The 26,362-nt window shown below is 64.6% G+C and carries 27 protein-coding genes; 8 read left to right on the top strand and 19 right to left on the bottom strand.

What is annotated here, in order from left to right; translation table 11 throughout:
* Window positions 1-14: 14 nt before the first annotated feature.
* Both tcuC and RAD16_RS36015 read right to left on the bottom strand, forming a co-directional pair.
* Window positions 15-1,340, bottom strand: coding sequence for a tricarballylate/proton symporter TcuC (gene tcuC, locus RAD16_RS36020; RefSeq protein WP_458162613.1), 1,326 nt, complete (start codon window positions 1,338-1,340; stop codon window positions 15-17).
* 144 nt (window positions 1,341-1,484) lie between these two features.
* Window positions 1,485-2,384 carry a transcriptional regulator GcvA gene (locus RAD16_RS36015; protein ID WP_458162612.1) on the bottom strand — a complete coding sequence of 300 codons (900 nt, stop codon included), beginning with the start codon at window positions 2,382-2,384 and terminating at the stop codon, window positions 1,485-1,487.
* 110 nt (window positions 2,385-2,494) lie between these two features.
* Here RAD16_RS36015 and RAD16_RS36010 point away from each other — a divergent pair, with 110 nt between their 5' ends.
* Complete coding sequence (locus RAD16_RS36010) at window positions 2,495-2,698, top strand: DUF1127 domain-containing protein (RefSeq protein WP_458162611.1); 204 nt, start codon at window positions 2,495-2,497, stop codon at window positions 2,696-2,698.
* A gap of 67 nt (window positions 2,699-2,765) precedes the next feature.
* The gene (locus tag RAD16_RS36005) at window positions 2,766-3,389 is read left to right on the top strand and encodes an N-acetyltransferase family protein (RefSeq protein WP_458162610.1); all 624 of its coding nucleotides are present in this window, start codon (window positions 2,766-2,768) and stop codon (window positions 3,387-3,389) included.
* Between the two features lie 52 nt (window positions 3,390-3,441).
* Here RAD16_RS36005 and RAD16_RS36000 read toward each other — a convergent pair whose 3' ends face one another.
* Entirely contained in the window at window positions 3,442-4,284 is an 843-nt protein-coding gene (locus RAD16_RS36000; protein ID WP_458162609.1) for an oxidoreductase, read from the bottom strand.
* A 121-nt stretch (window positions 4,285-4,405) separates the two neighbouring features.
* On the opposite strand from RAD16_RS36000, the gene RAD16_RS35995 reads away from it, so the two are divergent.
* Window positions 4,406-5,314 carry a LysR family transcriptional regulator gene (locus RAD16_RS35995; RefSeq protein WP_458162608.1) on the top strand — a complete coding sequence of 303 codons (909 nt, stop codon included), beginning with the start codon at window positions 4,406-4,408 and terminating at the stop codon, window positions 5,312-5,314.
* A gap of 87 nt (window positions 5,315-5,401) precedes the next feature.
* Window positions 5,402-6,019 (top strand): hypothetical protein, encoded by a 618-nt coding sequence (locus tag RAD16_RS35990; protein WP_458162607.1) that lies wholly within the window; start codon window positions 5,402-5,404, stop codon window positions 6,017-6,019.
* A gap of 138 nt (window positions 6,020-6,157) precedes the next feature.
* Here the strand turns inward: RAD16_RS35990 and RAD16_RS35985 are convergent, their stop codons facing one another.
* The 3 genes from RAD16_RS35985 to RAD16_RS35975 form a co-directional block, all read right to left on the bottom strand.
* Window positions 6,158-6,328 (bottom strand): RNA polymerase sigma factor region1.1 domain-containing protein, encoded by a 171-nt coding sequence (locus RAD16_RS35985; RefSeq protein WP_458162606.1) that lies wholly within the window; start codon window positions 6,326-6,328, stop codon window positions 6,158-6,160.
* A 154-nt stretch (window positions 6,329-6,482) separates the two neighbouring features.
* Window positions 6,483-7,313, bottom strand: coding sequence for an enoyl-CoA hydratase (locus RAD16_RS35980; protein WP_458162605.1), 831 nt, complete (start codon window positions 7,311-7,313; stop codon window positions 6,483-6,485).
* A 123-nt stretch (window positions 7,314-7,436) separates the two neighbouring features.
* The gene (locus tag RAD16_RS35975) at window positions 7,437-8,138 is read right to left on the bottom strand and encodes an SDR family oxidoreductase (protein ID WP_458162604.1); all 702 of its coding nucleotides are present in this window, start codon (window positions 8,136-8,138) and stop codon (window positions 7,437-7,439) included.
* A 243-nt stretch (window positions 8,139-8,381) separates the two neighbouring features.
* Here RAD16_RS35975 and RAD16_RS35970 point away from each other — a divergent pair, with 243 nt between their 5' ends.
* Window positions 8,382-10,166 carry an acyl-CoA dehydrogenase family protein gene (locus RAD16_RS35970; RefSeq protein WP_458162603.1) on the top strand — a complete coding sequence of 595 codons (1,785 nt, stop codon included), beginning with the start codon at window positions 8,382-8,384 and terminating at the stop codon, window positions 10,164-10,166.
* Window positions 10,167-10,210: 44 nt separating this feature from the next.
* Complete coding sequence (locus tag RAD16_RS35965; protein WP_458162602.1) at window positions 10,211-11,299, top strand: Zn-dependent alcohol dehydrogenase; 1,089 nt, start codon at window positions 10,211-10,213, stop codon at window positions 11,297-11,299.
* A 111-nt stretch (window positions 11,300-11,410) separates the two neighbouring features.
* Here RAD16_RS35965 and RAD16_RS35960 read toward each other — a convergent pair whose 3' ends face one another.
* From RAD16_RS35960 to RAD16_RS35920, 9 genes are all read right to left on the bottom strand, one after another.
* The gene (locus RAD16_RS35960; RefSeq protein WP_458162601.1) at window positions 11,411-11,764 is read right to left on the bottom strand and encodes a nuclear transport factor 2 family protein; all 354 of its coding nucleotides are present in this window, start codon (window positions 11,762-11,764) and stop codon (window positions 11,411-11,413) included.
* A gap of 122 nt (window positions 11,765-11,886) precedes the next feature.
* Window positions 11,887-13,359: an amidase gene (locus tag RAD16_RS35955; protein WP_458162600.1), complete on the bottom strand. Its 1,473-nt coding sequence runs from the start codon at window positions 13,357-13,359 to the stop codon at window positions 11,887-11,889.
* A 113-nt stretch (window positions 13,360-13,472) separates the two neighbouring features.
* A complete protein-coding gene (gene mbfA / locus RAD16_RS35950) occupies window positions 13,473-14,444 on the bottom strand; it encodes an iron exporter MbfA (protein WP_458162599.1) in 972 nt (323 codons plus the stop codon).
* Between the two features lie 67 nt (window positions 14,445-14,511).
* Window positions 14,512-15,660 carry an alpha/beta fold hydrolase gene (locus tag RAD16_RS35945; RefSeq protein ID WP_458162598.1) on the bottom strand — a complete coding sequence of 383 codons (1,149 nt, stop codon included), beginning with the start codon at window positions 15,658-15,660 and terminating at the stop codon, window positions 14,512-14,514.
* Window positions 15,661-15,807: 147 nt separating this feature from the next.
* Entirely contained in the window at window positions 15,808-16,677 is an 870-nt protein-coding gene (locus tag RAD16_RS35940) for an MBL fold metallo-hydrolase (RefSeq protein ID WP_458162597.1), read from the bottom strand.
* Window positions 16,678-16,694: 17 nt separating this feature from the next.
* Window positions 16,695-17,885, bottom strand: a complete 1,191-nt coding sequence (locus tag RAD16_RS35935) for a serine hydrolase domain-containing protein (RefSeq protein ID WP_458162596.1) — start codon at window positions 17,883-17,885, stop codon at window positions 16,695-16,697.
* Between the two features lie 24 nt (window positions 17,886-17,909).
* A complete protein-coding gene (locus RAD16_RS35930) occupies window positions 17,910-18,521 on the bottom strand; it encodes a glutathione S-transferase family protein (protein WP_458162595.1) in 612 nt (203 codons plus the stop codon).
* A gap of 168 nt (window positions 18,522-18,689) precedes the next feature.
* On the bottom strand, window positions 18,690-19,532 hold the full coding sequence (locus tag RAD16_RS35925; RefSeq protein ID WP_458162594.1) for a fumarylacetoacetate hydrolase family protein: 843 nt from the start codon (window positions 19,530-19,532) through the stop codon (window positions 18,690-18,692).
* A gap of 251 nt (window positions 19,533-19,783) precedes the next feature.
* The gene (locus tag RAD16_RS35920) at window positions 19,784-20,632 is read right to left on the bottom strand and encodes an MBL fold metallo-hydrolase (protein ID WP_458162593.1); all 849 of its coding nucleotides are present in this window, start codon (window positions 20,630-20,632) and stop codon (window positions 19,784-19,786) included.
* 134 nt (window positions 20,633-20,766) lie between these two features.
* Here RAD16_RS35920 and RAD16_RS35915 point away from each other — a divergent pair, with 134 nt between their 5' ends.
* Window positions 20,767-21,198 carry a DUF3775 domain-containing protein gene (locus RAD16_RS35915; RefSeq protein ID WP_458162592.1) on the top strand — a complete coding sequence of 144 codons (432 nt, stop codon included), beginning with the start codon at window positions 20,767-20,769 and terminating at the stop codon, window positions 21,196-21,198.
* 3 nt (window positions 21,199-21,201) lie between these two features.
* On the opposite strand, the gene RAD16_RS35910 is transcribed toward RAD16_RS35915, so the two are convergent.
* From RAD16_RS35910 to RAD16_RS35900, 3 genes are all read right to left on the bottom strand, one after another.
* On the bottom strand, window positions 21,202-22,191 hold the full coding sequence (locus RAD16_RS35910; protein ID WP_458162591.1) for an NADPH:quinone reductase: 990 nt from the start codon (window positions 22,189-22,191) through the stop codon (window positions 21,202-21,204).
* Entirely contained in the window at window positions 22,188-22,970 is a 783-nt protein-coding gene (locus tag RAD16_RS35905; protein ID WP_063686725.1) for an SDR family oxidoreductase, read from the bottom strand. Before RAD16_RS35905 ends, RAD16_RS35910 begins: the two co-directional genes overlap by 4 nt.
* Before the next feature lie 155 nt (window positions 22,971-23,125).
* The gene (locus RAD16_RS35900; protein WP_326898097.1) at window positions 23,126-23,638 is read right to left on the bottom strand and encodes a CvpA family protein; all 513 of its coding nucleotides are present in this window, start codon (window positions 23,636-23,638) and stop codon (window positions 23,126-23,128) included.
* 119 nt (window positions 23,639-23,757) lie between these two features.
* Between RAD16_RS35900 and RAD16_RS35895 the strand changes: the two genes are divergently transcribed.
* Window positions 23,758-24,519, top strand: a complete 762-nt coding sequence (locus tag RAD16_RS35895) for an SDR family oxidoreductase (RefSeq protein WP_458162590.1) — start codon at window positions 23,758-23,760, stop codon at window positions 24,517-24,519.
* 42 nt (window positions 24,520-24,561) lie between these two features.
* Here RAD16_RS35895 and RAD16_RS35890 read toward each other — a convergent pair whose 3' ends face one another.
* On the bottom strand, window positions 24,562-26,154 hold the full coding sequence (locus tag RAD16_RS35890; protein WP_458162589.1) for a GMC family oxidoreductase: 1,593 nt from the start codon (window positions 26,152-26,154) through the stop codon (window positions 24,562-24,564).
* Window positions 26,155-26,362: the final 208 nt, after the last annotated feature.

The following is a 26,362-nucleotide window of genomic DNA, read 5'->3' as shown; positions in this document are numbered from 1 at the left end:
GTGAAGACCGAACATCAATGCCCCGCGACCGGCTCCGCCGCCGTATCATAGGTCGGCACCGCCTTGCCGCCGCCACGATAGACGATCATCGCGGCGATGATGCCGAGCGCGGCTGCGAACATCAGCCACGCGCCGGGCATGGCCTTGTTGCCGGTCTGCTCGATCAACCAGGTCGAGGCGAACGGCGTGAAGGTGCCGAACAGGGCAGCCGCGAGCGCGAAGGCCAGCGAGAAGCAGGTCGTGCGCACATGTGCCGGGACGATCTCGACGAGCGCGCCGAGCATGGTGCCGCTGTACATGCCGAAATAGAACGAGAACATCATCTCGACGGCGAGGAGCTTGCCGAAGGTCGGCGCGGCGACGAGCCAGCTCAGCGCCGGATAGGCGGTGAGCAGCGCCAGGGTGGCGATGCCGATCAGCACCGGCTTACGGCCGATGCGGTCGGACAGCGCGCCGCCGACCGGATTCCAGATGAAGTTGGTGACGGCGACCAGCAGCGTCACCAGCAGGGCGTCCTGCGTCGACAGTTTCAGCACGGTCTTGCCGAAGGTCGGGGTGTAGACGGTGACGAAGTAGAACGTCGTCGTGGTCAGGATCGCGATCATCATGCCGAGGATGACGATGCGCCAGTTGGCGAGCGCGGAGGCGAACACTTCGCTCGCGGTCGGATGCTTCTTCATCGCGAGGAACGCCGGCGTCTCCTCCAGAGTCCGCCGCAGGAAGAAGATCAAGGGAATGATCAGGCAGCCGACGAAGAACGGAATGCGCCAGCCCCAGGAAGCGACGGTGTCGGCCGGCATCACCTCGGAGAGGATGTAGCCGAGGATCGAGGCCACGAAGATCGCGACCTGCTGGCTCGACGACTGGAACGAGGTGTAGAAGCCGCGGTTGCCGGGCGTGGCGATCTCCGCAAGATACACCGACACGCCGCCGAGCTCGACGCCGGCTGAAAAGCCCTGCAGCAGGCGGCCGATCAGCACGATGATGGGCGCGGCGATGCCGATGGTCGCATAGCTCGGGCAGAACGCGATCACGACGGTGCCGAAGGCCATGATGCCGAGCGTGACGATCAGGCCCTGGCGGCGGCCGATGCGGTCGATATAGGCCCCGAGCACGATCGCGCCGACGGGGCGCATCAAGGCGCCGAGCCAGAACACGCCGAACGTGTTGAGCAGGGACGCCGTCTCGTTGCTGGAGGGGAAGAACGCCTTGCCGATGGCGGCGGCATAGAAGCCGAACAGGAAGAAGTCGAACTGCTCGAGGAAATTGCCTGACGTGGCGCGCAGGATCGCGCCGATGCGCGACTTGATCTCGGGCGGATTGGTTGCTGGTCCAGCCATGACGTTGCTCCCCTGGAAGGCGTGGCCGGACCGGAACTCATTTTCACGGCAAGGCGACAGATTGATGCTGCGACAATCTGCCTTACCCCTTCTCGCGCGGGGCGCTGCGAGTCAATTGAATTTGCCGCGGAAGATGATGATTTTTCAGGCTTTATTTTGCGTTGCAGCGATTAGCCATTGGCGGAAGGCGGCCAGCTTCGGCGCTTCGCGGCGGCCCTCCGGCGCCACCATGTAGAAGCCGGCATCGGCCGGCAGCGCGATCTTGAAGGGGACCACCAGCCGCCCCTTGGCGATATCGTCCTGGACGTAGGAGGTCCGGCCCATCGCCACGCCGATGCCGTCGATCGCGGCCTGGATGGTCATGAAGATCATGTCGAAGGTGATGCCCGGCTGCCGCGCGATGTCGGACGGCAGGCCCGCCGCCGTCAGCCACAGCCGCCAGTCGTCGCTGTTGGCGTTCGAGGTGTGCAGCAGCGGATAGCCCTTCAGATCCTCGGGCTGGCGCAGCGGCTTGTCGCCGCGCAGCAGCGACGGGCTGCACACCGGGAACAGCTCATCCGCCATCAGCCAGTCGGCGCGCAGGCCCGGCCATTGGCCGCGGCCGTAGCGGATCGCGGCATCGACATTGTCGCGCTGGAAATCGACCAGGCTCGTCGAAGTCGTGATGCGGACGTCGATGCCGGGGTGCTGTTCCTGGAAATCGGTCAGCCGCGGCAGCAGCCATTTCGCGGCGAGCGAGGCCAGCGTCGAGACCGTCAGCACCTTGTCGTCGTCCTTGCGCAGCAGCCGGTCGGTGGCGAGGCGAAGGTCGTTGAAGGCGGCACGGACGCCCGGGAGGTAGTCGCGCGCCTCCGGCGTCAGCGCCAGCGCGCGGTTCTGCCGGATGAACAGGCGGATGCCGAGCTCTTCCTCGAGGCGGCGGATCTGATGGCTGATCGCGGTCTGGGTCACGTTCAGCTCGCTCGCCGCCAGCGTGAAGCTGAGATGGCGCGCGGCGGCCTCAAAGGCCCGCAATCCGTTCAGGGAAGGCAATCTGGCAGTCATTTGGCAGCAGGATGCATGAGTTTAATTCATGCGAACGGGTACAAATTGTCGTTTGTCGCAGTGCACTCAGAAGCAGATATTAGCAGTCAAGTTAGCTCAAGGAGCTGAAAATGTCTACGTTGACCCACAATTCGATGACAAATCATCATGTGCCGGGTCTGATTCAGCAGATCGGCGAGACGCTTCACGTCTGGCACGAGCGCTACCGGACCCGCCGCGAACTGACCAACTGGACGGCCCGCGATCTTCATGACGTCGGCCTGTCCTGGACCGACATCGCCTACGAGGCCGACAAACCGTTCTGGCGGGCCTGATTGGCCGCCAGGCCGGCGCCGCCTGATCACAGGGGCGCCGGCGGTCCCTTTGTCTAGGTCACGTGTCATGAGCACCCTTCGCCTGGAAGACCTGAAGCAATATTCGGATATGCTGCGCACCCGCGACGGCGAGACGATCAACGTCCGTTTCGTCGAGCCGCGCGACACCGAGGAGCTTCAGCACTACTTCCGCTCGCTCTCGACCCGTTCTCGCTACAACCGTTTCTTCGGCGCGATCAGCGAGTTGCCCTACGGCCTGCTGCGCGACTTCCTGCAGGTCGGCGAGCGCGAACGTTTCACCGTGGTCGCGACCAAGGGCATCGACGGCTTCGAGACCATCGTCGCCGAAGCGCGCTACGCGTTCCACGCCGAGACCTCGACGCTCGAGTTCGGCCTGTCCGTCGACGACCGCTGGCAGGGCCATGGCATCGCCACCGCGCTGATGAAGAATCTCGAATGCCGCGCTGCCGCGCTCGGTGCCGAGCACATGTTCGGCGACACGCTGCGTTCCAACGAAACCATGATCTCGCTCGCACGCAAATCCGGCTTCGCCTTCGTCAACCATCCCGATGATTGGAAGCTGGTGCGCTTCGACAAGGAGATCCACGTCGCGCCAAAGGACATTCCCTGCGCGAGCTGGCGCCTCGCCGCTCTTTCCCGTCTGGCCGAAAACCCCTCAGCCTCGGCCTGACACCACTCCGAGCCCGGCCTGGTCCAACCAGAGCCGGGCATTTTTTTGCCCTTCAGTTGGCATCGTCGTCGGTGAAATCGGTCGAGGTCGCGACCGTCCGCCAGCCTGCCAGCTCTCTGGCAACGAAGATGTTCTTCGCCTCGATCCGCTCCACCGTGTCGCTGCCGAGCGGCAGCCGCAGCGGCGGGTTTTGGGCATCCACCAGCTTGAGGAAGGCCTGCGCCAGCTTGCGTGGATCGCCGCGCTGGCCGCCATTGACGTCGGCCGCATGCGCGCGGGTCTTGCCGACGCTCTCGTGATAATCGTCGATCACCTGCGCGGTGCGCGACAGCGAGCTCTCGTCGAGGAAATCGGTGCGGAAGAAGCCCGGTTCGACCACGGTGACCTTGATGCCGAGCGGGGCGACTTCGCCGGCCAGCGCTTCGGTGAGGCCTTCGACCGCGAATTTGGTCGCGCCATAGACGCCCCAGCCGGGAAAGCCCGCGTAGCCGCCGACCGACGAGATGTTGATGACGTGGCCCGAACGCTGCAGCCGCATATGCGGCAGCACCGCGCGGGTGACGCTGAGCAGGCCGAACACGTTCGTGCCGAACAGCTTTTGCGTCTCAGCGTCGCTGGCTTCCTCGATCGCGCCCAACAGGCCATAGCCGGCATTGTTAACGAGGATGTCGATGCGCCCGAACTTCTTCACCGCCTGTCCCGCGGCCTCATGCGCCTCGGTCTCGCTTGTGACGTCGAGCCGGGTGGCGAGCAGCCGCTTCTGATCGCCGAGCCGCGCGGTGACGGTCGAAGGATCGCGCGCGGTCGCGACAACGGCATCACCGGCCTTCAAGGCTGCTTCGGCGATCAATGCACCAAATCCGCGGGATGCTCCTGTGATGAACCAGACACGCATGATGTTGCCCTTTCCTTGTCGAGGCCCGGCGATGGCCGAAGCCGATGGACAAGGTGTAGCGGCTCGCCATAGCTGAGATAATCCGCTATGTATTCGGTGGGCTATTGATAAAAATTCATCAATGCGGATCGACCCGTCCGACCTCGCAACCTTCCTCGTCATCGCCCGCCACCGCAGCTTTCGCGCGGCGGCGACCGAGCTCGGCGTCACGCCGTCTGCGCTGTCTCATGCTTTGCGCAATGTCGAGGAGCGGCTGGGCCTGCGGCTCGTGAACCGCACCACCCGCAGCGTCGCGCTCACTGAAGCCGGCGAGCGGCTTTTCGCCCGCATCACGCCCGCGTTTCGGGATATCGACGACGCGCTCGAGGACCTCAACAATTTCCGCGGCAAGCCCGCCGGCACGCTGCGCTTCACCGCGGCGCGCCAGTCGGCCCAGCTCGTGCTGCTCCCGATCGTGACGCGCTTCCTGAAGGCGTTCCCCGACGTCAGCGTCGAACTCGTCATCAACGACGCCCTGATCGACATGGTCGCCGCCGGCTTCGACGCCGGCGTCCGCTTCGGCGAGACCATCGCCGCCGACATGATCGCGGTGCCGATCGGCCCGCGCCACCGCTTTGCCGTCGTCGGCGCGCCCGCCTTCGTCAGGACGCACAAGCCGCCGGCCACGCCGCGCGATCTGAAAGGCCTGCCCTGCATCCGCTACCGCTTCACCTCGGGCGCGCTCTACCACTGGGAATTCGAGCGCGGCGGCATCGAGCTTACCATCGACGTCGCCGGCCCGCTGACGATGAACGACCAGGACCTGATGGTCGATGCCGCACTCGACGGCGTCGGTCTCGCCTATGTGTTCGAGGCCCAGGTCGAAGCGCTGCTGGCCAAACGCAAGCTGGTGCGCGTGCTCGCCGATTGGTGCCCGGCCTATCCCGGCTTCTTCCTGTACTACCCCAGCCGCCGACAGCTGCCCGCGGCGCTGCGGGCGTTCGTGGATTTTGCGCGCGGCGAGACCGGGCCGGTCGTGTCACGAAAATGACATGACGCTGATTGTCAAACTTGGAGGCGGTTTTTGGCGGTGCGGAAGCAATCGGCCGGGCCGCCCGGCGGGGGAGCCACTCATCAGATGCGCACCATCATTCTCGCATTGACGTCGATCAGCGTGTTGGCTTGCCCGGGGACGGTGAGGGCGCTGGATTGTGCAATCCCGGCCTACGTCTGGTCTCGACCGGCGGAGGGCGAAGAAATCTCGCCCGGGCAGCAACGTCGCGACGAGCGGGATCGCTTCAACGTCTATGCGCTGGAGCAGGCGCCGATCATATTTCGCGGGCGCGTCGCCTCCGCGCGCTATCTCTCGGACCTGCGCAAGACGAATGTCCCTTTGAGCCTCCTGGTCTTCGACCGCGTCGAAATCCTGAAGGGGCAATTATTTACAAAGCCGCGGGACCGCAGGGCCTTTGTCATCCGAAGCGAATGGTGTGATGCCAGTTGCATCGGCAAGCTGTCCAAGTCGGTGTGGCCCGTCGGCAAGACAGTTGCCGTTGCAGCTTATCAGAACAAATTCGCCGATCCATCGAAGGCGGTCGAGTCTTCCGGCGGGCCGGTGGTTTATCGGGGCCGAATCGATGCCGTATTGGGAGCGTGCGGCCTTGGGCCACTCGATAGCAGGCAGCTGGAGCTCCTGAACAAGCCCGACGAAATGGCTCGCATCAAGCATGAGGCCGAGGTGCGCCGGACCGATTGACGCGTTCGCCCTCGATGCTAGCCGCGTAGCCCGGATGGAGCGAAGCGCAATCCGGGGCTCGTGCCACAAGAGGGCTTTCCCGGATTTCGCTTTGCTCCATCCGGGCTACGATAGGGCTCCGGAAAGGACAGCGCTGACCTATTCTTCCTCGATCCAAATACCGCGGTCGCTGAGAGCGGTGAGCACGGCTTCGATGTCTTCCGGTTCTATCTCGGTGGACGGCATCAACTCGTTCAGCTGATCGAAAGTAACGTAGCCGGTCTTCTCCGCCAGGATTGCGGCCTTCCGTACCACCTCAGACCAATTCATTCAGCGCTCCTGAAAATGGGGTACCTACTCTATGGAATGATCTGATGGTCGATACTGCGTAGCCCGGATGGAGCGGAGCGCAATCCGGGATTCGTGCCACGCTCGCAAGCGGCCCCGGATTTCGCTTTGCTCCATCCGGGCTACGGATGACTCACTATCTCCCGGTGAACACCGCCTTGCGCTTCTCGATGAAGGCCTGTACCGCCTCTTTATGGTCGGCGGTTGTCGTCAGGCGTATCAGCCGCTCGGCCTCGTGATCCCTGGCCGTTTCGAAGTCGAACAGCACGGCCTCGTCGAGATTGTCCTTCATGTAGCGCAGCGCGAGGCGCGGGCCTTCGGCGAGCGATTTTGCCAGAGCGAAGGCCTCGGCTTGGAGCTTGTCGTCGGGCACGACGCGGTTGACGAGGCCGATGGTTTCGGCGCGGGCGGCGTCGACGCGGTCGCCGGTGAACAGCAGCTCGCGTGCTCGCGCGGTGCCGACCAGGCGCGTCAGCAGCCAGGCGATGCCGTAATCGCCTGACAGCGCGATGCGGGCATAGCCGGTGGCGACGAAGGCCGATTGCGCGGCGATGCGGATGTCGCAGGCCATGGCGATGGCGAGCCCGGCGCCGACCGCGGGGCCGGGCAGGGCGGCGATGGTCGGCTTGCGCACCGACACCAACGCACCGGTGAGCAGCCGCTGGCGCTCCTGCAGATCGGCGACCTTGTCGTCAAAGGACATTTCGAGCTTTTTGGGATCGCGATGCGCGCCCATGCCCTTGACGTTGCCGCCGGCGCAAAAGGCTTCGCCCGCGCCGGTGAGCAGCAGCGCGCCGACACCGGGGTTCTCGCCGCAGGCACGGATCATCGTGCGCAGCGCCGGCGTCAGCGTGTCCGACAGCGAATTGCGTGCCTCCGGCCGGTTCAGCGTGATGATTGTGACGCGGTCGCGGATGACGCAGAGGAGTTCGTTGGTGCCGGTGTCGATGGTGGTTTCCGTGGTCATGTCGCTCCCTTTCTTTCGTCATTGCGAGCGAAGCGAAGCAATCCAGACCGTCACCGCGGAAATAGTCTGGATTGCTTCGTCGCTTCGCTCCTCGCAATGACGGTTGTTGTTACGTTATCGTCCTCAAAACTTCTCCACCCAGGGTCGCAGCTCGAGCTCCCAGCTCCAGGCGCTGCGCGGCTGCTGCAAGACGTTCCAATAGCTCTCCGCGATCGCATCGGGATCGAGCATCGAATCCGGCTTGTCTTCCGGCTCGGTTCGCGTGGCGCTGCGGATGCCGCCGTCGATGACGAAATGCGCGATGTGGATGCCCTGCGGCGAGAGTTCGCGCGCGAGGCTCTGCGCGAGGCCACGGAGCGCGAACTTGCCCATCGCGAACGAGGCCGATTGCGCATAGCCCTTGACGCTGGCGGAGGCACCGGTGAACAGGATCGCTCCGTGCTTGTTCGGCAGCATGCGCTTCGCCGCCTGCTGCGCCACCAGGAAGCCGCCATAGGCGCTGACCGCGATCGCATTCGCGACGTCGGCTGGAACGAGATCGACGAACGGTCCGCGGGTGCGGCCGCTGGCATTGTAGACGACGAGGTCGGGCGTACCAATCTCGCGTTCGACCAGGCCGAACAGCCGCTCGACTTCCTCGGGGTCGGTGGCGTTGCAGGCATAGGCCTTGGCGCCGGTCTCGCTGCAGAGCGCGCCGAGCTTCTCGATTTTTCGCGCGGACAGCGCGACGCGGATGCCTCGCTTCGACAGCAGCCGCGCCAGCGAGGCGCTTAATCCCTCGCCGGCGCCGACGATGAGCGCGATCTTGTATTTCGGGTGTTCCATGATGTGATCTCTGGGGTGATCTCTCGGAGACGGGAAACCGTTGATCTAGGCATCCGCCGCGCGGACAACCAGCCGGGCTGGTCACAATTCCGCAGAGCGAATTGCTCCTTCACGGCGCTCATGCCTCCCTGACAATTTGCGGCTTTATCGCTATCCGCGACTGGAGCATGATCGACATCATTCAACGCGGCAAGCGCCAAAACAGCGCAAAATGTTCGCGGGACGGAAACGAAGAGGACGATCATGCACAAGCCGGTCACAGCAGAGGCGAAAAATGTCGCGGCCGCACCCTCCGGCCTGCTGGCGCCCGACACCTCTGGCATGAATTTCTACCGAGCCGATCAGGCGCTGACGGATCTGTTGCGCATCCAGCTGCCGGAGAATTTGTTCCGTCACATCGAGCCGCATCTCGATCGCCTCGGCGAGCTTGCCGGCGGCCGTCTCGACGAATGCGCGCGGCTCGCCGACCGGCACACGCCGGTGCTGCATCAGCGCGACAAGTTCGGCCGCGACGTGCAGTGGATCGAATATCACCCGGCCTATCGCGAGTTGGAGAACGCGGCGTTCGGCGAGTTCGGTATCCACGCGCTCTCGATCCGCAAGGGCATCATGGGCTGGCCGGACAAATATCCGGTCGTGGCAAAACACGCCTTCACCTTTCTGTTCAACCAGACCGAGTTCGGCATGGGCTGTCCGATCAACGTCACCGATGGCTGCGCCAAGCTGCTCGCGAATTTTGGTGACGACGCGCTGAAGGCAAAATATTTGGACGGCCTGACCTCGACCGACATGAGCAAGCTGACGCAAGGCGGCCAGTTCATGACCGAGAAGGAGGGCGGCTCCGACGTCGGCACGCTGACCACGCGCGCGGTGCAGGAGGGCGACCATTGGCGCCTCACTGGCGAGAAATGGTTCTGCTCGAATGCGGACGCCAAGGTGGTGATGCTGCTGGCGCGTCCCGAAGGCGCCGGTCCCGGCACGCGCGGCGTCGGTCTGTTCCTGATGCCGCGCTTCCTCGACGACGGCTCGCAGAACCACTACCGGATCGTGCGCCTGAAGGACAAGCTAGGCACGCGCTCGATGGCGTCGGGCGAGATCAAGCTCGAAGGCGCGATCGCCTATGCGGTCGGCAAGCTCGACCGCGGCTTCGTGCAGATGGCGGAGATGGTGAATTCCTCGCGGCTCTCCAACGGCGTCAAGTCGACCGCGCTGATGCGCCGCGCCTATCATGACGCCATGACGGTGGCGAGGAACCGTGTCGTGTTCGGCAACCGCATCATCGATCTGCCGCTCGGCCGCCGGCAGATGCTGAAGATCATGCTGCCGGTCGAGCAGGCGCTGTCGATGAGCTTTCTCACCGCCGACGCGCTCGACCGCGCCGAGGCCGGTAGCCAGGATGCGGCGGCGCTGCTGCGTATCCTGACGCCGACCTTGAAATTCCGTGCCACGCGCGATGCGCGAAAAGTCTGCGGCGATGCGCTCGAGATGCGCGGCGGCATCGGCTATATCGAGGAATTCGCCACGCCACGCCTGCTGCGCGATGCGCATCTCGGTTCGGTCTGGGAGGGCACCGGCAACATCGTCGCCATCGACGCGCTCCGGCGCGCGGTTGGCCGCCATGGCGCGGAATCCGCGCTATCAGCCGATCTGCATGCCCGGCTCGACGACAGTGCCTCGGTGTCGCAGGCCTGGCGCGACACTTTGCGCGGCCTCGTCGATCGCGCGGTCGGCTTTGCGCGCGAGGTCGCAGCTTCATCCGAGAACGAGGCCGACGCGCGGCGCGCCACCAGCCTGCTCTATCATGTCGCGAGCGCGGTCGCGCTCGCCTGGGAAGCGCATCGCATCCACGCGATGCGCGGCGACGCGCGCCGGCTGCTGCTGTCGCGGCTGGTGATCGATCATCGCGTGGCGCCGAGCGATCCGTTCCGGCTGACGGAAAATGCGGCGCAAGCGAAGATCGCGGCGCTGCTGCTTGGCGATCGGGATGCCGGCATGAGCGAGGTTGGCGAACTGGTTCTGGCAGCGTAGGCTGCACTCCACGATCAAACAAAAAACGCGATAGGGAGTGCTCGATGAAGGCCGCCGTCCTTTATGAAGTCAACAAGCCGCTGGTCATCGAGGATGTCAGCCTGCCGAAGCCCGGTCCGCGCGAGGTCCTGATCCGCACCGCCGTCGCCGGCCTCTGCCACTCCGATCTGCACTTCATGGAAGGCCTTTATCCGCATCCGCTGCCCGCGGTGCTCGGCCACGAATCCGCCGGCATTGTCGAGCAGGTCGGCTCCGACGTCACTTACGTGAAGCCGGGCGACCACGTCGTCACCTGCTTGTCTGTGTTCTGCGGCACCTGCGACAATTGCACTACCGGCCGCACGGTGCTTTGCACAGACACGACGGTCAAAATGCGGCCCGGCGCGTCGAACCGGATGCAGTGGAACAGGCCGGAGAAGCTGAACCAGTTCCTCAATCTCTCGTCCTTCGCCGAGCAGATGCTGGTGCACGAGAACGCGATCGTCAAAATCAGGAAGGAAATGCCGCTCGATCTCGCCGCGCTGATCGGCTGCGGCGTCATCACCGGCTACGGCGCGGTGGTGAACACGGCGAAGGTGACCGCGGGCGAGACCGTGGCCGTGATCGGCTGCGGCGGCGTTGGCATGGCCGCGATCAACGGCGCGCAGATCGCCGGCGCCGGCCGCATCATCGCCATCGACAGCAATCCGGCAAAGCTCCAGCTCGCGACCAAGCTCGGCGCCACCGACATCATCAGTCCCGCCGACGGCGACGTCGTGAAGCAGGTGCGCGACCTCACCAATGGCGGCGTGCATCACTCCTTCGAGGTGCTCGGCCGCAAGGAAACCGCCGAGCAGGCTTTTGGCATGCTCGCCTCAGGCGGCACCGCCACCATCGTCGGCATGATCCCGTTCGGCCAGAAGATCGAGCTGCACGGTTTTGACTTCCTGCGCGAGCGCCGGATCCAGGGCTCGTCGATGGGCTCGAACCACTTTCGCGTCGACATGCCGCGGCTGGTCGATTTCTACCTGCGCGGCCGGCTTCACCTGGAGGACTGGATCTCGGCCAAGCTGAAGCTCAGCGAGATCAACGAGGGCTTCACCAACATGAAAGCCGGCAAGACGCTGCGGAGCGTGATTGTGTTTGATAGCTGACGCGAGCGCAGTGTTCGTAGCCCGGATGGAGCGAAGCGCAATCCGGGATCTCTGTCGCGGATGGAGCTGTCCCGGATTTCGCTTCGCTCCATCCGGGCTACAGGAAAGCGCTCACCGCGACACGTGCGCCGACACCGCCAGCCACTTGCCGTTCTGCTTCGCCCAGCAATCGGTGTATCGTCCGGTCGCCTGCTGCCCATCCGCCGTGGTGTAGCTCGTCGCGGCGTGGATGATCGCGAAATCGCCCATGATGCGGATCACGACGTCGTAGGCGTGCAGATTGCGGATCGCGATCGGCCGCGCGGTCTGCTCCAGGAAGGCGGCGCGGTCGACCAGCGTCTTGTCGGGATTGGAGCAATAGAACTCCGGCGCCAGGATCTCGTCGAAGCGCTTGACGTCACAGGTCTGCACCGAGGCGACGTAGTCGCGGTTGAGTGCTGTGAGCTGTTCGAGGTCCTGGCTCATGATGCTTTTCCCTCCTCCGCCATTTTACTCCGTCATTGCGAGGAGCGAAGCGACGAAGCAATCCAGACCGCCACCGCGCAAGGATTCTGGATCGCTTCGCTTCGCTCGCAATGATGGAAAAACTAATCGTTGAACAAAGGCGGCGGCACGAACCCGCCAAACTCGCGCTCGATCAGCTCGGCCAGTTTGAGCGGCGTCCGATCCTCCAGCCACGGGCCGACGATCTGCACCCCGATCGGCAAGCCATCCGGCGCAAATCCCGTCGGGATCGCGGTGGAGGGCAGGCCGGGCAGCGTCGCGATGCCGGGCCAGGCAAGCTGGTCCGTATAGACGTGCTCCTTGCCGTCGATCTTGATGCGGCGCATTTCCTGGTCCGGCGCATGGTCGTGCGGATAGGCAGCGGTCGGCATCACCGGGCAGATCACCGCATCGAAGGTCTCGAACAGCTCCCGCCATTGCGCGCGCAGCCGCGTGCGCCCGGCATTTGCCGCCACCCAATCGCGATGGCTCAGCGCGATGCCGCGCAGCCGCTCGGCGGCGAGGCTGTTGTCGCCCTCGGGGAGCGCGGCCGCGGCTGCCTTGGCACCGGCATAGATATCAGGCGCAAAACTTGCGGCGAGGAACGACATCAGCATCCGCATATAGAGCCGCGAGGACGCCGCGAAATCCGGCAGCAGCGGGCTGCTCCGCGCGATCTTCACGCCGGCCTTGGCGAGATTGTCTGCGAGCGTGTTGATGCTGCCGCGCACGGCGATGTCGGTCGGCATGACCGGATCCGTGTCGATCACCAGCACGCGGAAATCGCCGAATGCGGTGTGACGCGCGGCGGGGAGGTCGAGCTTGTATGCGATGCCTGCTTCGATCGGGTCGGGGCCGGCCATCACGTCGAGCACGAGCGAAAGATCGGCGGCGCTGCGCGCCATCGGGCCGATCACCGAGAGATCGCGCTCGAATGGCAGTGGCGGCGCCGGCGGCGCAACATGCCCGCGCATCGCGACGAGGTTGAAGGTCGGCTTGTGGGCGTAGATGCCGCAATGGAACGCCGGCACGCGCAGCGAACCGCCGATGTCCGAGCCGATCGACAGCGGGCCATAGCCCGCGGCGAGCGCCGCCGAGGAGCCGCCGGACGAGCCGCCCGGCGTGCGGCCGAGATCGTAGGGGTTGTTGGTGGTGCCGTAGATGTCGTTGTAGCTCTGCCAGTCGCTGAGCCCGAGCGGCACATTGGTCTTGCCGATGACGATGGTGCCGGCATCCTTGACCCGCGTGACGGGCAAGGCGTCTTCTTTCGCGATGAAATCCTTCTGGGCGGGAATGCCCCAGGTCGTCGGCAGGCCGGCGACGTTGTAGGATTCCTTCACGGTCATGGGCAGGCCGAGCAGCGGCTTGCGCTCGCCGCGACCGAGTGCCGCGTCCGCATCGCGCGCGGCGCCGAGCGCGCGGTCGAAATCCCGCACGCAGATCGCATTGACCTTGCCGTCGTGACGTTCGATGCGGTCGATCGCATCCTGCGTGAGCTCGACCGCCGACACCTTCCTTGCGGTGAGTGCGGCCGACAGCTCGACCGCACTCTTGAAACTCCATTCCGATTTCGCCACGACATGCTCCCGCGCTTCACTGGAGGGATGATGCGCAGTTTGGCGGAATGTCGCAACCGCCGTTTGATGGCGATTGCCATGTCACAAGGGGCGTGACACTGAATGCGAGGCAGCTACGCCGCCCCGATCAGGATTCCCACCGCCAGCACGATCGCGCCGCCGAGCACGATCTGGAACACGGCCTGCAGGAACGGCGTGTCCATGTAGCGCGAGCGGATGAAGGCGATCGCCCATAGCTCGAAGAACACGACCACGCCCGCGATTCCCGTCGCGATCCAGAACGCGTTGGCCCAGTCGTCGGGCACGAGATAGGGCGCGGTGTGGCCGAGCCCGCCCAGCGTCGTCATCGCGCCGCAGGTGATGCCGCGCAGCCAGGGCGAGCCGCGCCCGGTCAGCGAGCCGTCATCGGAGAGCGCCTCCGCAAAGCCCATGCTGATGCCGGCGCCGATCGAGGCGGCGAGGCCGACGAGAAAAGTCTGCCAGTTCTGATGCGTGGCGAAGGCGGCCGCGAACAGCGGCGCCAGTGTCGAGACCGAGCCGTCCATCAGGCCGGCAAGGCCCGGCTGCACATATTGCAGCACGAACATCCGCCGCCGCGTGCGGTCTTCCTCGGCGCGCACGTCGGGCTTGAGAATCTCGTCGGTCAGCGCGACCGCGCGGTTCTCGTGATGCTTCTCTTCCTCGGCGAGATCGCCGAGCAGGCGGCGCACGCCGACATCCTCGGCCTGCTCGGCGGCGCGCGCGTAGAAGCGCTCGGCCTCGAGCTCCATGGTCTCGACCTCTTTGCGGATCGTGTCGAGCGGCAGGTTCTTGGTCAGCCAGATCGGGCGCCGGCGCAGAAAGCCTTTGACGTCCTCGCGGCGGATCGGCGGCAGATGCGGACCGAACCGCTCCTCGTAGAGCTTGAGCAGGCGATGCCGGTGGCCGCGTTCCTCCTCGGCCATCTCCTCGAAGATCTTCGCCGTATCCGGATAGCGCTCGCGGAGGTCCTCGGCGAAGGTCATGTAGATGCGGCTGTCCTGCTCCTCGGAGGAGATCGCGACCGCAAGCACCTCGCGCTCGGTCAGTTCGGCAAAAGTCTTCACGGTGGCCCTGTTTCATCAGTTTAGAATTATTCTAAACAATATAGGGCGCCCCGGTTCCCGGGTCAAATTAGGCGGCTTTTGCCTTCTCCAGGAAGTCGAGCAGCAGGCGGCTGACCTCGGCCGGCTGCTCCTGCTGGACCCAATGACCGGCGCCGTCGACGAGATGGCAGCCGAGCATCTTCGTGCAACCGCGTCCATGCATCGCCTCGAACACGCCAGGGCGCTGATAGGTGCCCCAATCCTGCTTGCCCGAGATGAAGCAGGAGGGCACGTCGATGCTCCGCCCGGCGAACAGCTGCATCTCGCTGTTGAGAATGCCCGTCGTGCCGTAGCGATACCATTGCAGCCCACCCTGGAATCCGGTGCGGCCATATTCGGCGCTGTAAAAAGCGAGGTCGCTGTCCGGCAGCCATTGGTTGGCGGCAATCGCGGCGGGCGAAGGCATCTCCTTGGCGACCGTCTCGGCCATGGTCTCGCCGGCGTCCATCACGTAGTAGGTCGGCAGTTTTGCGAGTTCGCCCGCCGACCACGACTTCAGCGGATAGGGCTTGTTGTCGGTCCAGTCCGCGCTCTTGTGGTGATAGTAGGCGCGCAGGAAATCATGCACGCCCTGCGGCGCGCGTTGCATGTCGTTATTCGCTTCGCGTGTCGAATAGTACCATTGATAGTGCTTGCGCGGACGCGGCAGCGCGGCAAGCTCGCGATGCACGGGATCTTCGACCGCAGGCTTCGCCGGGCTATCGACGGTGTTGAAGGGCAGCTGCGGTGCGCCGCCGAACGGCGCGCTCATCAACGTCACCGAACGAAATACGTCCGGCCTTATCAGTGCGCACCACGCCGCGACCGGGCTGCCGAAATCATGTCCGGCGAGATCGACCTGCCTGTAGCCGAACGCCGACACCAGGGCGAGCGCGTCGCGCACTAGGTTGAGCAGCGAGAACGGCGTGAGATCGCCGTCGTAGTCGGCAGTCCATCCCGTGGTGCGGCCGTAGCCGCGCTGGTCCGGCGCGATCACGTGGTAGCCCGCGGCCGCCAGCGCCGGCATCACCTTGCGCCAGGAGAAGGCGAGCTCGGGAAAGCCGTGCAGCAAGAGGATGCATGGCCGCCCCTTGGTCTCGAAGCCGGCTTCCAGCACATGCATGCGCAAGCCGTTGATGCCGTCGATAGTGCGCGAGCGGATGCCGGCGGGCAGGGGGATGTCGGGGAGTGCAGCCATCGAATCTCTCCACTCGGGTGGAATCGTAGGGTGGGTTAGCCGAAGGCGTAACCCACCGCTTCTGTCCTGTAGACCCTAAAGAGGTGGGTTACGCTCAGCGCCTACGCTTCGCGTAGCCGCAGAGCTAACCCACCCTACGGCAGCTCGCTAAACCGACTCGCACACGAACGCGTTGCCCTTGCGCCGGATCTTCCCCACCGACGGTGACGGGAAATGCGCCGTGCAGCACAGCGTGTCGGTGTCGCAATAGCGTTCCAGGAAACCGCGGCGCGTTTTTGCAGCAGCGGCCGGATCGACGTCGAACTTGATCGACAGCTCCGGATAGAGCGTCTGCAGCGGCGAGTGCATGAGGTCGCCGGAGAACACGGCGTCGTCCTTGCCGCGGCCCATCGTGACGGCGACGTGGCCAGGCGTGTGGCCCGGTGTCGGCAGGATACGGACGTGATCGCCGATCTGGTGATCATTGCCGACCAGCTCGTGGCGCCCCGCCTCGACCACCGGCAGCACGCTGTCGGCGAAGGGCGGAATCTCCGTCTTCGCATTCTGCTCCGACCAATGGTCGAATTCCTGCTTGGCGAACACGTAGCGTGCCCTGGGGAAGGTCGGCACCCAGCGGCCATTCTCCAGCCGCGTGTTCCAGCCGACGTGATCGACATGCAGATGCGTGCACATCACGAAATCGATGTCATCGACCGCAAACCCGGCGGCGTTGAGCTCGCGCAGATAGGTGTCGTCGGTCTTCATATTCCATTTCGGCCGATTGGGGCGCGGCTTGTCGTTGCCGATGCAGCTGTCGATCAGAATGGTGTGGTGCGGCGTCTTCACCACGTAGGACTGGAAGCACAGCAGCAGCACGTCCTGTTCGTCCAGCGCCCGCGCCTCGCGCATCCAGTCCCGGTTCTCGGCAAGGGCCTCGGGCGTCAGTCCCGGCAGCATCTCCAGTGCCGGGACGAAGGAAGTCTCCTGCTCGATGACGCGCTGGATGGTGAGATCGCCGACCGCGTATTTCAGGCTCATGCTCGCTTCCTCTGTTGTCAGTGCGCGTCGCGCGCCGATGGAATGACGATATTGGAGAGGATGTCGATCGCGGCCATGCCTTCCTTGGGCTGGCCATATTGCGCGGCGGTCGTCATCATGACGAGATCAAGCTCGGGCACGATGAAGATGCGTTGCCCGCCCCAGCCGAAGGCGCCCACCCATTTGATGTCCTTGCCGCCGGCGAGCGAGCGGCCCATCCACCATTGATAGCCGTAGAACAGCGTGCCGCCGAAATAACCGACAGCCTGGAAGCGCGGCGTGATCGATTGTGCGATCCAGTCGGCCGAGACGATTTGCTGGCCGTTCCACTGGCCGCGATTGAGCACGAGCTGGCCGATCTTTGCCGCATCGCGCGGCCGCAGGCGCAGGCCCGCGGCCGCTGCGATCTTGCCGTTCTTATAGGGTTTCCATTCGACATCCGTGATGCCGAGCGGCTGGAACAGCACCTCGCGTGCGAATGCCTCCAGCGGTTGTTTCGAGGCGCGCTCGACGATGTTGCCGAGCAGCTCTGTGCTGCCACCACTGTAAGTCCACAGCGTATCGGGCGATGCTGCGACCGGTCGCGACAATATATAGCCAAGCGGATCCGGCTCGGTGACGAGATGCGGCTCGTCGTTTTTCGGATCGGTCCAGGCCCGCGCCTCGTCCCATTTAAAACCCGATGACATCGTCAGCAGATGGCGCAGCGTGATGGCGTCCCATCCCTGCTGCTTCACTGCTGCGTAGTCGGGGAAAAATTTCAGAACGGGCTCGTCGACGCCTGCGATGAGCTTGCGGTCGATCGCGATTCCAACCAGCAGCGAGGTCACGCTCTTGCTTGCCGAGCGCATGTCGTGCCTGGTCGTGGCGGTGAATTCGTGCCGGCCTTCGGGCTGTCCCCACGGCTGGTCGTAGCCGGGGAAATATTGCTCGAAGACGAGCTTGCCATGCCTGACCACGACGATCGAATGGACTGCGGTTGCCCGCTGCTCGAGCCGCGCGGCGATGCCGCAAAGCCGCGCCTCGTCCATGCCGACACTGTCGAGCGAGGCGGTCTCCCAGCCATCGTCGATCCATGACGGTGATCCGCAGGCCTGATGGCGTTGTCCAGGCGTCACGCTCTCGGCCCGTAGATCGGTGGCTGAGACGGAGAGCCCGAGCACGAGGCTCGCACTGAAGCTTGTGAGACGGGAGAACCGATCGTGCATCGTCATTCTCCCGCCAACTCTTCGCTACGCCGCCGGCGGCACCGAGATCTTCACGGAGGGCCGCTCCAGCATCTTCTGGTGGAAAGCGTCGAGTTGCGGATAAGCCTTGCGCCAGCCGCAATCGGCGAAACGGAAGTCGGCATAGCCGAGCACGCAAACGAGGCCGATCTGGGAGATGTCGAACGGGCCGTTCAGAACGTCAGGCATGTTCTCGAAGCGCGCCATGCCGGTCCAGGCGCGGTTCCAGTGGTCGTCCGACCATGCCTGCCACTGCAGGCCCTGCGGCCGCACCATCTTTTCGTAGCGGCACAGCAGCATGGAATCGAGCATGCCGTTGATCAGCGAGTGATTGGTCTTGGCTTTCCAGCGCCGCGGGCCGTAGTCCGGGATCAGGCTGCCGCCGGCCATCTCGTTGAGATATTCGACGATGACATAGGAATCCAGAATGACGTCGCCGTCATTGGTGATCAGCACCGGCAGCTTCTTCAGCGGCGTGATCTTGGAATAGTCCTCGTTGGCCGTGCCCGGCGCGACGGTTGCCGGCGTGAGTTCGATCTTGTCGATCAGCCCGAGCTCGATCGCGGCAATGCGCACCTTGCGGGCGAAGGGCGAGGCGGCGGAGAAGGAGAGTTTCATGGGAATGTCCTACGGGGTGACCGGCAGTTATTTTTCGTCATTGCGAGCGAAGCGAAGCAATCCAGGCTGTCTCTGTGGAAATAGTCTGGATTGCTTCGTCGCCCGCGCAAAATTGCTTCGCAATTTTGTCGCGGGCTCCTCGCAATGACGGGGAGAGGTCGGAGAACCTTACGCCGCGACGATCTCCTGGCGCTGCTCGCCGAGGCCCTCAATGCCGAGCGTGATGACGTCGCCGACATTGAGGAAGGTCGGCGGATTCATGCCGAGGCCGACGCCGGGCGGGGTGCCTGTCGTGATGATGTCGCCCGGCAGCAGCGTCATGAACTGCGAGACGTAGGAGATGCACTTGGCCATCGAGAAGATCATGGTCTTGGTCGAGCCGGTCTGGCGGCGCTGGCCGTTGACGTCGAGCCACATCGACAGGTTCTGCACTTCCTTGATCTCGTCCTTGGTCGCAAGCCACGGTCCGACCGGGCCAAAGGTGTCGTGCGACTTGCCCTTGGTCCATTGACCCAGGCGCTCGATCTGGAAGGCGCGCTCGGAGACGTCGTTGCAGACGCAATAGCCGGCGACGTGGTTCAGCGCGTCGGCTTCCGAGACGTACTTGGCGCGGGTGCCGATGATGGCGGCGATCTCGACTTCCCAGTCGAGCTTGGTCGAGCCGCGCGGCTTCTCGACCGCGTCGTTCGGGCCGGACAGCGAGGTGTTGGCCTTCATGAAGATGATCGGCTCGGTCGGGATCGCCGCGCCGGTCTCCTTGGCGTGGTCGCTGTAATTGAGGCCGATGGCGATGAATTTCGAGATGCCGGTCACGGGCGCGCCGAAGCGCGGCTTGCCGGAGACGGCGGGCAGCGAAGCGGGGTCGATGGCGGCCAGCTTCTTCAGGGATTCCGGCGAATAGGCCTCGCCGGTCAGATCCTTCACATGCGCCGACAGGTCGCGCAACTGGCCGGATTTATCGATCAGGCCGGGCTTTTCCGCACCCTTTTCGCCATAACGAACAAGCTTCATTCTCGTTTCTCCTTGGGATGGACTGATCGGTTAAAGAGCTTCATGGAACAGGGCGACGGGAAATTCAACCGCCCAAAGAGGGGTGCATTGCAGGCTTCCGGATTCGGTGGGCGGACGCACTGGGCTGCGTGTCCCGGACGCGACGCAGCGCGAAGCGGTGCGGCGCAGAACCGGGACCCAGATTGCTACAATCGTGGGCCCCGGCTTAGCAGCGCATCACTTCGTGCTGCGCAGCATCCGGGGCACGAGATCTAGCCCAGCGCCACAAACCTGAACGCATCACCGTCCCGCTTGATGTGCCCGGCCGAGAAATGTCCGCCGATCACCAGTGTCGGGGTGTCGGCAAAGCGCGAGAACAGCTTGAGCCGGCTCGCGGCCGACTGGGCGGGATCGCTGTCGACGACCGAGCACCAGTCGAGATGCGCCATCTGGCAGGGATGATGGGCGACGTCGCCGCTGAGCAGCCCCTGCTCGCCGCCGGACTCGATCAGGACGCTCATATGCCCGGGGCTGTGGCCGGGGGTCGGGATCACGCTGATCTCCTCGCAGATACGGTGGTCGCTCGGGATCAGGTCGTTGAGGCCCACATCGACGACCGGCTTCACGGAATCGTTGAACACCGCGATCTTGTCCGGCTCGGCCGTATAGTCGCGCCAGTACTCGTATTCCGTCTTGCCGAACAAATAGCGCGCCTTGGGGAAGGTCGGCACCCATTGGCCCTGGACCAGCTTCGTGTTCCAGCCGACGTGGTCGACGTGAAGATGGGTGCACAGCACGGTGTCGATGCTCTCAGGCGGAAAGCCCGCCGCGGTCATCGTCTCCAGGAACGGCGTGCTCCGGTTATTCCAGGTCGGCACGCCGCGGCCCTGCTTGTCGTTGCCAAGGCCGGTGTCGACCACGATGCGGCGCGTCGGCGTCTCCACCACCAGCGAATGGATCGACATTTTCAGCCGGCCCTCTTCCGTGGCGAAATGCGGGATCAGCCAGGGCAGCTTGCGGATTTCATCATCGGTCGCCGCGGGGAGGATGAAACGGGTCGAGCCGACCGTCTCCATTTCGACCAGCTTCGTGATCCTGACCTTGCCCACCGTCCATTGCATGCGCTGCGCCCCCTGCATTTTCTTGCTTTCGCGAAAGATGCGGCCTTCCGCCGTCGAACGCAATGGATCATCTGTCGTGATGTTGCGTTATTGCAGGAACCTGGAACCACGAACGACGCGCCGAGGGGAGCCCAATGCCAGAGCTTGCCATTTCCACCGACAAGGTCGCCTTCATCATCGAGAAGGCGCGCGAATTCGACGTCAAGGAAGGGGCCTCCGATCCGGACTCGGGCTCCAACGCAGCCGACGATGATGAGATCGACGTGCTGGAAGACACCTCGTCCGATCCGGTCGCGAGTGAACTCGCGGGCTTCATCCGGGCGTTGAACGAGGACGAGCAGCTCGACCTGGTCACGCTGATGTGGCTCGGCCGCGGCGACGGTGATGTGGAGGAGTGGGACGATCTGCGTGCCCGCGCCGTCGAGGCCCGCGCCGAATTCAAGGCCCCTCGCCGCGAGGCCGTGCAGTACCTCCTGGGCGAGCCGATGCTGGGCGATCTGCTCGCCGACGGCATGGACGAGCTCGGCATCGACTGGTCCGACGAGCGGACCACGCCTGTCTCCTAGCTCTCACCGCGCGCAGTCGACGATCACGGTGCCGAGCTTGTCGCCCTTCTCGACGGCGAGATGGGCCTGGGCGGTGTCCGACAGCGCGAACTGCGCCGCGACGTTGTGGATCCGCGGCCCTGCCGCCAGCCACTTCGAGATGTCGGCTTGCGCCGCTGCGAGCAACGCAGGCGGCAGTGCGAACAGTACCAGCGATCGCAGGTTGATGCATTTCTCCATCAGCTCGCGCATCGGTACCACAGGCGTGCGGTTGCCGTTGGTGGCGTAGACGGCGATGGTCGAATTGACGGCCATCAGCTTCAGGGTGGTCGCGATGTTGCCGCCGAAATCGACATCGACGACATGGTCGACACCGCGGCCGCCGGTGAACGCCATCGCCTTGGCGACGACGTCGTCATCTTTATAGTTGATGACGAGATCGGCGCCCGCTCGCCGCGCCTGCTCGCCCTTCATCGCCGAGCTGACGGTCGCGATCACCTGCGCGCCGCCCCATTTCGCGAGCTGCACCGTATAATGGCCGACTGCGCCGGCGCCGCCGGTGACCAGCACTGTCTTGCCGACGATCGGTCCGCCGGCAAACAGGCTGCACCATGCCGTCATCGCGGGGATGCCGAGCGTTGCGCCTTCCGCAAAAGACAGATTGTCCGGCAGCGATGTCACCAGCGGCTCGGCAAGCGCGATATATTCGGCCGCGGTACCGAAAGCGCGGCCGTTACGCTGACCGTTGAACAGCCAGACGCGATCGCCCACCTTGAAGCGCGTCACGCCATCGCCGATCTGGTCGACGAATCCCGCACCGTCGCTGTTGGGAATGACGCGCGGATACTCCATTGCGCGATAGCTGCCGCCGCGCCGGCCGACATCGGCGGGGTTGACGCCGGAGGCTTCCAGGCGAATGCGAACTTCGCCTGGGCCTGTGACCGGCGTCGCCATCTCACCATAGGTGAGAACGTCCGCCGCCGGCCCCGTTTGCTCGTACCAGACCGCTCTCACAGCGTTCCGGGGAAAGCACCACCATCGAGCAGGATGTTCTGCCCGGTGATGAAGCCGGCCTTGGCGCCGCAGAGGAAGGCGCAGGCATAGCCGAACTCGTCGGGCTGGCCGAAGCGGCCGGCCGGGTTGAGTTTTGCGCGCTCGGCCAAAATCTGCTCCGGCGTCGTGCCGCGCTTGTCGGCCTCGGCCTTCGCGGTGCCGGTGAGACGATCGGTCTCGAACGGGCCGGGCAGCAGGCCGTTGATGGTGACGTTGTTGATCACGGTCTTGCGCGACAGGCCGGCGATGAAGCCGGTGAGGCCGGCGCGGGCGCCGTTGGAGAGACCGAGGATATCGATCGGCGCCTTCACCGCGGCCGAGGTGATGTTGACGATGCGGCCGAACTTGCGCGCCATCATGCCGTCAACGGTCGCCTTGATCAGCTCGATCGGGGTGAGCATGTTGGCGTCGATCGCCTTGATCCAGTCGTCGCGGGTCCAGTTGCGGAAATCGCCGGGCGGCGGGCCGCCGGCATTGTTGATCAGAATGTCCGGCTCGGGGCAGGCCTTGAGCACGGCCTCGCGGCCGGCGGGCGTCGTGATGTCGCCGACGATCTCGGTGACCTTCACGCCCGGGTAGGCCTTCCGGATTTCGTCGGCCGTCTTCTTCAGGGCTTCGGCGCCGCGCGCGGTCAGCGTGACGTCAACGCCGGCTTCGGCCAGCGAGATGGCGCAAGCGCGGCCGAGGCCCTTGCTGGATGCGCAGACGATGGCGCGGCGACCTTTGATCCCAAGATCCACTGTTTCACTCCCATAATGTCAGGCAGGTTTTGGACGGGCCGCACTCTATCCAACATCGATGCCGCTGATAAGGGAGGGGCCCGCGTCAAAATGCATGCGCGTCCGCGCTGCGATGCAAATGTGCGGGCATGATCCGGAAAAGATCCGATCGCGCTTCAGATGCGCCGCTCCTGCTTGAGGCGGTCGATCGCGGCGGCGGCCTCCGGCGGCAGCGTCTTGAAGCCCATCTGGCCGACCAGCGAGAACAGCGGCCGCAGCTGCGAGCCGGCCAGGAAAGGCGGCTGGCGGTTGGCCGGCACGATCTGGTCGAACACCAGCACCAGCGTGGTGGCGACGAGCCCGACCCTGATGGCGCCGAGCGCCGCACCGCCGAGCCGGTCGCCGATCCCGGCGTCGCGAACCGTGTCGCTCAGCGCCAGGCGCCCGATATATCCGAACAGCATGCCGACGACGAGGAAGATGCCGAAGAACCAGATCCAGTTCTGCAGCAGCGGCGGATTCGGATTGCCTGCGATCTGCGGCGCGATCAGCGGCATCAGCGCAACCGCGATCGGCGCTGCGAGCAGATAGGCGAGGATGGTCATGGCGCTCTGGAGCAGGCCGGTCCTGAAACCGAAGCCGATCGCAATGGCGAGCGCGGCATAGACGGCAAGATCAAAGCTGTTCATGAGCGCGAGCCCAACCTCGGATGGAACGATGGAACGAATGAACGCCGGACCGATCATTCCGGTTTCAGATCGCTAAAATCGTCTGTATTGGTGGCTCCAAAGCTCAGGGATTGCGCCACATGTCAGACCTATTCGACGTCAGTCAAGAAACCATCCTCGTCACCGGGGCGAGCCAGGGGCTGGGGCGGCAATTTGCCCGTGTGCTGGCGGCTCATGGCGCGGCCGTCGCGCTGGCGGCACGGCAGACCGACAAATTGAAGAGCCTTGAGGAAGAAATCCGCGGCAAGGGCGGCCGCGCCGCCGCTGTCGCGCTCGATGTCACCGACACCGCATCGATCGCGAAGGCGGTCGATGCGACGGAAGCGGCGCTCGGCCCCGTCACGGTGCTGATCAACAATGCCGGCATCGCCATCGAGAAGCTCGCGACCGAGCAGACAGAAGCCGATTGGGACGCCGTGATCGGCGCCAATCTCAAGGGCGCCTATTTCCTCGCGACCGAAGTCGCGCGGCGCATGATCGCGCGCAAGCAGGAAGGCAACATCGTCAACATCGCTTCCGTGCTCGGCACCGGTGTGCTCAAGGCGGTGTCACCTTATGCGATCTCCAAGGCTGGCATCCTCCAGGCAACCAAAGCGATGGCGCTGGAGCTCGCGGGCCAAAACATCCGCATCAACGCGCTCGCGCCCGGCTACATCGACACCGAGATGAACCACGCGTTCTGGTCGACGCCCGCCGGCGAGCGCCTGGCAAAACGCATCCCCCAGCGCCGCGTCGGCGCCGAGTCCGATCTCGACGGCGCCATCCTGCTGCTGGCGTCGAAGGCGTCGCGGTACATGACGGGGAGTGTGATTACGGTCGACGGTGGGTTCCTGCTCAATTGAGCCCCACTTCGCCTCTCCCCGCTTGCGGGGAGAGGGAGAGAGCTACCGCATCTCCGCCTTGATCATATCCGCCGCCTTCTCCCCGATCATGATGGTCGGCGCATTGGTATTGCCCCCGATCAGCGTCGGCATGATCGAGGCGTCCACGACCCGCAAGCCCTCCACGCCGTGCACCTTCAGCTTCGGATCGACCACGGCCATCGCATCCGTGCCCATCCGGCAGGTGCCGACGGGATGATAGACCGTATCGACGCGCGCGCGCAGCAGCGCGCGGATGTCGTCGTCGGTGCGCACATTCGCGGTGAACATGTCTTTCGTCTGAAGCGCGCGCAGCGCGGGCGTTTCCATCAGGCTGCGCGTGGTCTTGAAGCCCGCGACCATGGTCTCGAGATCGTCCTCCTCGCCCAAAAAGTTCGGGTCGATCAGCGGTGCCTGCATCGCATCGTTGCTTGCGAGCGCGACGCTGCCGCGGCTCTTCGGCCGGAGCAGGCAGACGTGGCAGGAGAAGCCCGCTTCCTTGTGCTTCTTGCGGCCGTGGTCGTCGAGCATCGCGACCACGAAGTGGAGCTGAATATCAGGCACGTCGAGCTGGGGCTGCGTCTTCAGGAACCCGCCGCATTCGGCGAAATTGGTAGTCATCAGGCCGCGCCGTTCGCGCCGGTAGCGCTGAATGGCGCGGAGCAGGGATGGCAGCCGGCCGAGCGAGGCGTGAGCGAAGTGCGGATAGTCGGAGGCGTAGACGAACACGAAATCCGGATGGTCCTGCAGATTCTGCCCGACGCCCGGCAGATGATGCACGACGCCGACGCCATGCTTGTCAAGCGCCTCGCCGTCGCCGATGCCCGACAGCATCAGCAATTGCGGCGACTGAAACGCGCCCGCGGCGAGGATCACCTCGCGGCGGGCGCGCAGCTGCTTCGTCTGCCTGCCCTGCACATATTCGACGCCGACCGCGCGCTTGCCCTCGAACAGGATGCGCGTGGCATGCGCGCCCGTCTCGATGCGAAGATTCCCGCGCTTGTCGATGTGGGGTTGCAGATAAGCGCGCGCCGCGCTCCAGCGCTCGCCATTGTGCTGCGTTACCTGGTAGCTGCCGAGCCCTTCATGATCCTCTTCGTTGAAGTCCTCGCGGATGCGGAACTGCGCCTCGCGCGCAGCCTGGTGGAAGACGTCATGGATCGGATTGTCTGCGCGCAGCCTGTTGACATGCAGCGGGCCGCCTTTGGCGTGATAGGCGCCGTCGAAATCGGCATTGTTCTCCGAGCGCTTGAAGTAGGGCAGCACGTCGGCATACGACCAGCCGGCATTGCCGAGCGAAGCCCAGTGGTCGTAGTCCGATTTGTGGCCGCGGATATAGACCATGGCGTTGATCGCCGAGGAGCCGCCGAGCCCCTTGCCGCGCGGCTGATAGCCGATCCGGCCGTTCAATCCCTTCTGCGGTACGGTGTCGAAGGCCCAGTTGGCCGCCTTGTATGGCAACGCCAGTCCGAACGGCGTGGTGATCCGCCAATTGTCGTTGCGTCCGCCCGCATCCAGCAGCGCGACGGATGTCGCCGCATCCTCCGACAACCGCCCCGCCACTGCGCAGCCGCCGGAGCCCGCGCCCACGACGACGAAGTCGAATGTGTCAGTCACTGATGTTCCCCCCTGCGAATGTTCTTTGTTGTTTTCGTCATTGCGAGCGCAGCGAAGCAATCCAGAATCCCACCGCAGAGACAGTCTGGATTGCTCACATGGGGATTTGGTGTGTCAAGGTTTATGGTCAGCTCTTTGTTCGATTGCAGGCCAGCTCTTCGTCCCGACCGTGGAAGCGTGGAGATGGCGCGCGCAGCTCTAGTCAAGG

It is taken from the genome of Bradyrhizobium sp. 18BD (assembly GCF_054185225.1).
Note: the sequence above shows the minus strand (reverse complement) of the source record. Positions and strands in the feature narration are given on the sequence as shown.